We start from the raw sequence: 6,581 nt of genomic DNA, 5'->3' as shown, positions 1-6,581 counted from the left end.
CCGCCGGGTGGGAGCTTGCCCTGGCCGTTGTGGAGGGGGACCGCGAGGTCGTCGTGCGGAAGGAGCACGACGACGGGTTCGCGGGGACGTCGCTCGGCGGGCTGCTGGTGGGCGCCGGGGTGAAGGGGATCGCCGTGTGCGGGGTGATGTCCGAGATGTGCGTGTCGGCCACCGCGCGGACCGCGCTGGCGCGTGGCTACCGGGTCGTCCTGCCGCACGACGCCCACGCGACGTACGACGTCCCGGCCGCCGAGGGCATCAGCGACGCCGTCCCGGCCGCGACCGTGTCGCGGGTCGCCGAGTGGGCGCTCGGGGACGAGGCCGAGATCGTCGCGCGCGCTGTTGACGTGCGCTTCGAGGCGGGCGGGCGGTGAGGACTCAGGCCGGGCCCGCCGGGACCACCACGATCTGGCTTCCGTCCTCGTAGACGACCCTGCCCGGCGCCACCGGTGACGTGAGCCGTACGCACGCGACGTCGTGCGCGGCCAGCAGGTCGAGATAGCCGGGCACTCGCGCGAGCAGTTCCCCGGCCGTCGACTTGAACCAGGCCGTCGCGCCCGGGTTGACGTCGTGGTCGTAGACCGCCGGGTCGGACTTCGCGGGGTCCGGGTAGGCCGCGTCGTACCAGTCGTTGTTCGTACGCCAGAAACTCCACTGCTCGGCGGTCAGTCTGCCGCCCCGCGCCAGGCCGTTGGCCAGCGCGAAGACGCCCGGGAAGTGGCCGCGCGGGCTCCGTGTCGGGGACTGGAAGCGGATGTAGTGGAGGGTGGGGGTCGCGAGGGTCGTGAGGAGCGGCATTTCGTACTTCTAACAGATCGGGAGCGCGTATGGGGTGGCGGTGCGGTGGTCTGCGGTGGAGCCCCGGCGGGGCCGAACTGGTGTGGCGGGACGGCGGGCGGGAGCGGCGCAGCGCGCTCGCGTACGGGCGTGAACTCGGGTTCCGGGTCGTCGGGGAGCGGCGCTGTGCCGGGGTGCGGGGACAGGTCTGCCCCCTCGGCGCCGTGGTGAGCGGGCGGAGTACCGGCGGGCAGTGCCCGGACTGCGCGCGGCTCGACCGGTCGCGGTCGGTCGCCGCCGACACCGTCGCCGACGACCCGCAGCCGTACATGGTCTATCTGGCGTGGTTCGGGCCCGGCATGGTCAAGGTCGGGATCACCGCCGAGGCGCGCGGGTCGGCGCGGCTGCTCGAACAGGGCGCCGTCGTGTTCACCCGGCTCGGGCGCGGGCCGCTGATGGCGGCGCGGCGGACCGAGGAGTTGCTGCGTACGGCGCTGGGTGTGCCGGACCGCGTTCCGTACGCCGCGAAGCGCGCCGTACGAGCCGCACTGCGACCGCGCCCGGTGAACGGGCAGCAGAGGTGGGCGAGTTGTACAAGCGGGCCGTCGCACTCGCCCAGTGGCCCGAGTCGTTGGAGCGCGCCGACTACGAACCGGTCGACCACCTCGCGGTGTTCGGGCTCGCCGGGACGCCGCCCGTGACGGGCGTGATCGCCGAACTGGTCGACGGAGGGCACGTCGCCGGGCGGCTCGTGGCCGCCGCCGGGCCCGATCTGCACCTGGAGTGCGACGACGGCGCGGTGCTCGTGCTCGACACCAGGCTGGTGAAGGGGTGGGAACTCGCGGCGGCGGGGTACACCGGGGGCGTCACCGTCCCCGTGCGGGAAGCCGTCGCCGCCGAGCGCGCCGCGCAGGACGGGCTGTTCTGACCATGATCCGCGGCCCTCCGGGTACCTCTGGACAGCACGCCGTCCGGATCGGAGGCTAGAGGAATGGATGATCAAGCAGCCGCGGAGATCGAGGCCGTGAGGGAGTTCCGGGACCGGCTCTCGCTGCCCGGACTCATCGACATACACACGCACTTCATGCCCGACCGTGTCCTGCGGAAGGTGTGGGCGTACTTCGACAGCGCCGGACCCCTCACCGGCATGGAGTGGCCCATCACCTACCGGCACGAGGAGGACCAACGCGTCGCGCTCCTGCGCGCGTTCGGCGTCCACGCGTACACCTCGATGCTCTACCCCCACAAGCCGGGCATGGCCGACTGGCTCAACGGCTGGGCCGCCGGATTCGCCGCGCGGACGCCCGACTGCCTCCAGACCGCGACCCTCTTCCCGGAGGAGGGCGTGGAGACGTACGTACGCGAGGCAGTCGAGTCCGGCGCGCGGATCTTCAAGTCGCATCTCCAGGTGGGGGGTTACGACCCCAACGACGAACGCCTCGACCGGAGCTGGGGGTTGCTCGCCGACGCCGGTGTGCCGGTGGTGATGCACTGTGGATCGGGCCCGCAGCCCGGCAAGTTCACCGGCCCGGAGCCCGTCGGTCGGCTGCTCGCCCGCCATCCGCGACTGCGGCTGGTCGTCGCGCACATGGGGATGCCTGAGTACACGGACTTCCTGGACCTGGCGGACCGGTACGACGGGGTCCTGCTCGACACGACGATGGCGTTCACCGACTTCAGCGAGGGCTTCGCGCCGTTCCCGGCCGGGGCGGAGGCCAGGGCACGGCTCGCGGATCTGGGGGAACGGATCCTGCTCGGCTCGGACTTCCCCAACATCCCCTACCCGTACCTCCACCAGCTGGAGGTCCTCGAAGGGCTCGGGCTCGGCGACGACTGGACGCGCGCGGTCTGTTACGGGAACGGGGTCCGCCTCTTCGGGCTGGAGCCGGCAGACGCTCTCTAGGCGCAGAAGGAGGCACGCTGATATCCTGAAAGGCTGCTCACTTCCGTGGGCGGTTACGGCGGTTGGGGAGGAGCGCGGTGCCGTGAAGTGGACGCAGCACACGACTCGGTCGACCTGGCCGCCCGCCCGGAAGTTCCGGGAGTACGGGCGGCGGGTTCCGAGAGGAACGAGATGTCCCGTACGGACAAGACCAAGCCGCCGTGGGTACGCCACGCGGAGCACCACCCCCTGCCCCTCCACGACCACCGTCACGGCGCCTGCGACCTGCCGGCCCGGCCGGCCCGGGAGGACACCGGCACCCGCTGCCGTTGGGTGACGACCCTCATGGCGCTGATCACCCGGCCCTGCTGCGCCGGATGCAAGGTCCGCTCCCACATCAAGGAGCGGCAGGAGTGGGCCAGGGCCGCCAACCGCAGGGAGCGTTACGCGGGGCGGCGCGAGGCACGCGGTTACGTCACGGGGGACACCACCGGTGACTAGCGCGACCGGGGCCGCCTCCCCGGGGCGGCCCCCTGCCCGTCCCGGTTCTCAGGGAATTCACAGGAATCGGCAAGGACGTTCTCAGGGGGCCCGCGCAGTCTGGGCACCATGACCGTCACCTCGCCCAGGGGGCGCACCGAGATGATCAAGCCGGACGGGAGCCCCGTCCGGGTCCTCGTCGTGGACGACGAGGCCTCGCTCGCCGAGCTCATGTCCATGACCCTGCGGTACGAGGGGTGGGAAGTCCGCAGCGCCGTGGACGGGGCCGGCGCCGTGAGTTCGGCGCGGGAGTTCCGGCCCGACGCGATCGTGCTGGACATGATGCTGCCCGACATGGACGGCATCTCCGTCCTCGGACGGCTCCGCGAGGAGCTGCCCCGGGTGCCGGTCCTCTTCCTCACCGCCAAGGACGCCGTGGAGGACCGGATCGCCGGGCTCACCGCGGGCGGTGACGACTTCGTCACCAAGCCCTTCGGCCTGGAGGAGGTCGTTGCGCGCCTGCGCGGGCTGATACGACGCTCCGGCACCGCCGCCGTACGCAGCGAATCGACGCTGGTCGTGGGCGACTTGACCCTCGACGAGGACAGCCACGACGTGACCCGGGCGGGGCAGCCCGTCCATCTGACGGCGACCGAGTTCGAGCTGCTGCGCTTTCTGATGCGCAACCCGCGGCGTGTGCTGAGCAAGGCCCAGATCCTGGACCGGGTGTGGTCGTACGACTTCGGCGGCCAGGCGAACGTGGTGGAGCTCTACATCTCGTACCTGCGACGGAAGATCGACGCGGGCCGGCCACCGATGATCCACACCCGGCGCGGGGCGGGGTATCTGATCAAGCCGGGGGAGTAGAGGAGCGCACGCAGAGCCCCGAAGCGCCGGTCGCTCCACGCCCGTCCGAAAAACAGTTATACGGCGTAAGGGGGCGACTTGTACGGTGTACGGGACCAGCAGGTCCCGTACACCGTAAAGGGGTCACCGTATGAAGGCGTCGGCCGCCGGCACCCACAGCGCCACCCCTCCACCGCCGGTCCCCGGCCGCCACCCCCAGCGGTGGCTGATCCTCGGCGTCATCTGTCTCGCCCAGCTCACCGTGCTCATCGACAACACCGTCCTCAGCGTCGCGATCCCCTCCCTCACCACCGAACTGCACGCGTCGACCGCCGACGTCCAGTGGATGATCAATGCGTACTCGCTCGTCCAGTCCGGTCTCCTGCTCACCGCGGGCAACGCCGCCGACCGCTACGGCCGCAAGAAGATGCTCGTCACCGGCCTCGCGCTGTTCGGCATCGGTTCGCTGGCCGCCGGACTCGCCCAGTCCTCGGGCCAGTTGATCGCGGCCCGCGCCGGAATGGGCGTCGGCGGCGCCCTGTTGATCACCACCACCCTCGCCGTCATCGTGCAGGTCTTCGACGACGAGGAGCGCGTGAGGGCCATCGGCCTCTGGTCGACGGTCAGTTCACTGGGCTTCGCGGCCGGACCGCTTCTCGGCGGCTTCGTGCTCGACCACTTCTGGTGGGGCGCGATCTTCCTCATCAACATCCCGGTCGTCGTGATCGGCCTGGCCGCCGTCCTCGCACTCGTACCGGAGTCCATGAGCAATCAGGGCGCCCGCCCCGACCTGCTGGGCGCGCTGCTCTCCGTCATCGGCATGACCTCCGTCGTCTACGCGATCATCTCCGGTCCCGACCACGGCTGGACGTCCGGCCAGGTGCTGCTCCCGGCAGTGCTCGGAGTCCTCGTCATGGGCGCGTTCGCGCTCTGGGAACTGCGCGTCCCGCATCCGATGCTCGACATGCACTTCTTCCGCGACCAGCGCTTCGTCGGCGCCGTCGCGGGCACCCTCCTCGTCGCCTTCGGCATGACGGGCTCGCTGTTCCTGCTCACGCAGCATCTGCAATTCGTGCTGGGATACGGTCCGTTGGACGCCGGTCTGCGCACCGCCCCGCTCGCCGTCACCGTCGTCCTGCTCAACCTCACGGGCGTCGGAGCCCTGTTCGTACGCCGGACCGGCACGCCCGCCACGATCGCCGTCGGCATGTCCCTGGTGGCCGCCGGTCTGGCGGCCATCGCGATCCTCGGCGCCGACGGCTACGGCGGCATGCTGGCCGGGCTCGTGGTGATGGGCGCGGGCGTCGCGTTGTCGATGCCCGCGATGGCCAACGCCATCATGAGCGCGATCCCGCCGGAGAGGGCGGGAGTCGGCGCGGGCGTCAACGGCACGCTCGGCGAGTTCGGCAACGGTCTGGGGGTCGCCGTACTCGGCGCCGTACTGAACTCCCGGTTCGCCGCGCTCGTACCGGCGGCCGTGGGCGCGTCCTCGCTGCCCGCCGCGCTCGCGGCCGTCGAGGCGGGTCCCGGCGGGGACGCGGAGCGGGCCGCGATCTCCGACGCCTTCGCCACAGGGCTGGAGACGAGCCAGTTGGTGGGCGCGGTGGCGGTGCTCACCGGCGGTCTGCTCGCCGCGCTGCTGCTCCGCCGTGCCGAACGGGCCGACCGGCCCGAACCGCCCGCGGCATAGCATCGGGTCCGCAGGAACGGGGCGAGGAACCGAGGAGGCTCAACATGGAGTCGGCAGCCGACAAGGCCAACCAGCCCCGGCGGACGAGCGTCTGGCTGGAAGGGAAGCCCGCTGCCCGCGGCCGTAAGAGCGAACGTTCCGACCATCCCACCGGACTCGGCCGGGACCGGATCATCTCGGTGTCGGTACGGCTGCTCGACGCGGAGGGACCGGAGAAGTTCTCCATGCGGCGGCTGGCAGCCGAGCTGGGTGTGACGGCGATGTCCTTGTACTGGTACGTGGACACCAAGGACGACCTCCTCGAACTCGCCCTGGACTCCGTCTTCTCGGAGATCGGCACGGCGGACGACGAGCGCGGGACGACGGACGGCGAAGCGGCGGGAACGGAGGGCCCCGGCTCCGAACCCGGCTCCGACCCGGACCCCGACCCCGACACCGGCTCCGACTGGCGCGACGACCTGCGCGCCCTCGCCGGCAGCTACCGCGCCCTCCTGGTCCGCCACCCCTGGGTCTCGGCGCTCGTCGGCAAGTTCCTCAACGTCGGCCCCCACTCGATGGAGTTCTCCGCAGCGGTCCTGCGCGTCATGCGCCGTACGGGACTGCCCGCGCACGGCCAGATGGGCGCGCTGGCCTCCGTCTTCCAGTTCGTCTACGGCTTCGGCACGATCGAGGGGCACTTCGTCCAGCGGTGCGCCGACGCGGGGATGACGCAGGATCAGTACTACCGGCACGCGATGGGACGGATGAGCGAACAGCGGGAGTACCAGGGCCGGTTCGAGCAGGCCGAGGAGATGATGGAGGCCCGCGGCGGCGACACGGTCGAGGAGATGCGCGAACGGGACTTCACGTTCGCGCTCGAACTCCTCATCGCGGGCATCGAGGCGATGCGGGCGCGCGGCTAGAAGC

7 protein-coding genes and 1 pseudogene are annotated in these 6,581 nt (G+C 71.3%); 7 read left to right on the top strand and 1 reads right to left on the bottom strand.

Annotation, left to right across the window (positions count from 1 at the left end; genetic code table 11):
• A partial coding sequence (locus GXP76_RS19060; RefSeq protein WP_242572751.1) for an isochorismatase family protein occupies positions 1-374 on the top strand: 374 nt, incomplete at its 5' end.
• A gap of 4 nt (positions 375-378) precedes the next feature.
• Here GXP76_RS19060 and GXP76_RS19055 read toward each other — a convergent pair.
• Positions 379-798, bottom strand: coding sequence for a hypothetical protein (locus GXP76_RS19055; protein WP_242572750.1), 420 nt, complete (start codon positions 796-798; stop codon positions 379-381).
• 29 nt (positions 799-827) lie between these two features.
• On the opposite strand from GXP76_RS19055, the pseudogene GXP76_RS19050 reads away from it, so the two are divergent.
• The 6 genes and pseudogenes from GXP76_RS19050 (at position 828) to GXP76_RS19025 (ending at position 6,577) form a co-directional block, all read left to right on the top strand.
• Positions 828-1,705: pseudogene (locus GXP76_RS19050) on the top strand (DUF2797 domain-containing protein).
• 63 nt (positions 1,706-1,768) lie between these two features.
• The gene (locus tag GXP76_RS19045; protein WP_242572749.1) at positions 1,769-2,680 is read left to right on the top strand and encodes an amidohydrolase family protein; all 912 of its coding nucleotides are present in this window, start codon (positions 1,769-1,771) and stop codon (positions 2,678-2,680) included.
• 87 nt (positions 2,681-2,767) lie between these two features.
• Complete coding sequence (locus tag GXP76_RS19040) at positions 2,768-3,160, top strand: hypothetical protein (RefSeq protein ID WP_242572748.1); 393 nt, start codon at positions 2,768-2,770, stop codon at positions 3,158-3,160.
• 108 nt (positions 3,161-3,268) lie between these two features.
• Entirely contained in the window at positions 3,269-4,006 is a 738-nt protein-coding gene (locus GXP76_RS19035) for a response regulator transcription factor (protein WP_277993558.1), read from the top strand.
• Positions 4,007-4,136: 130 nt separating this feature from the next.
• Positions 4,137-5,675 (top strand): MFS transporter, encoded by a 1,539-nt coding sequence (locus tag GXP76_RS19030; protein WP_242572747.1) that lies wholly within the window; start codon positions 4,137-4,139, stop codon positions 5,673-5,675.
• Positions 5,676-5,719: 44 nt separating this feature from the next.
• Complete coding sequence (locus GXP76_RS19025) at positions 5,720-6,577, top strand: TetR/AcrR family transcriptional regulator (protein WP_242572746.1); 858 nt, start codon at positions 5,720-5,722, stop codon at positions 6,575-6,577.
• The last annotated feature ends 4 nt before the right edge of the window (positions 6,578-6,581 follow it).

This window comes from Streptomyces sp. NP-1717, assembly GCF_022695985.1.
Taxonomy (GTDB): Bacteria; Actinomycetota; Actinomycetes; order Streptomycetales; family Streptomycetaceae; genus Streptomyces.
Note: the sequence above shows the minus strand (reverse complement) of the source record. Positions and strands in the feature narration are given on the sequence as shown.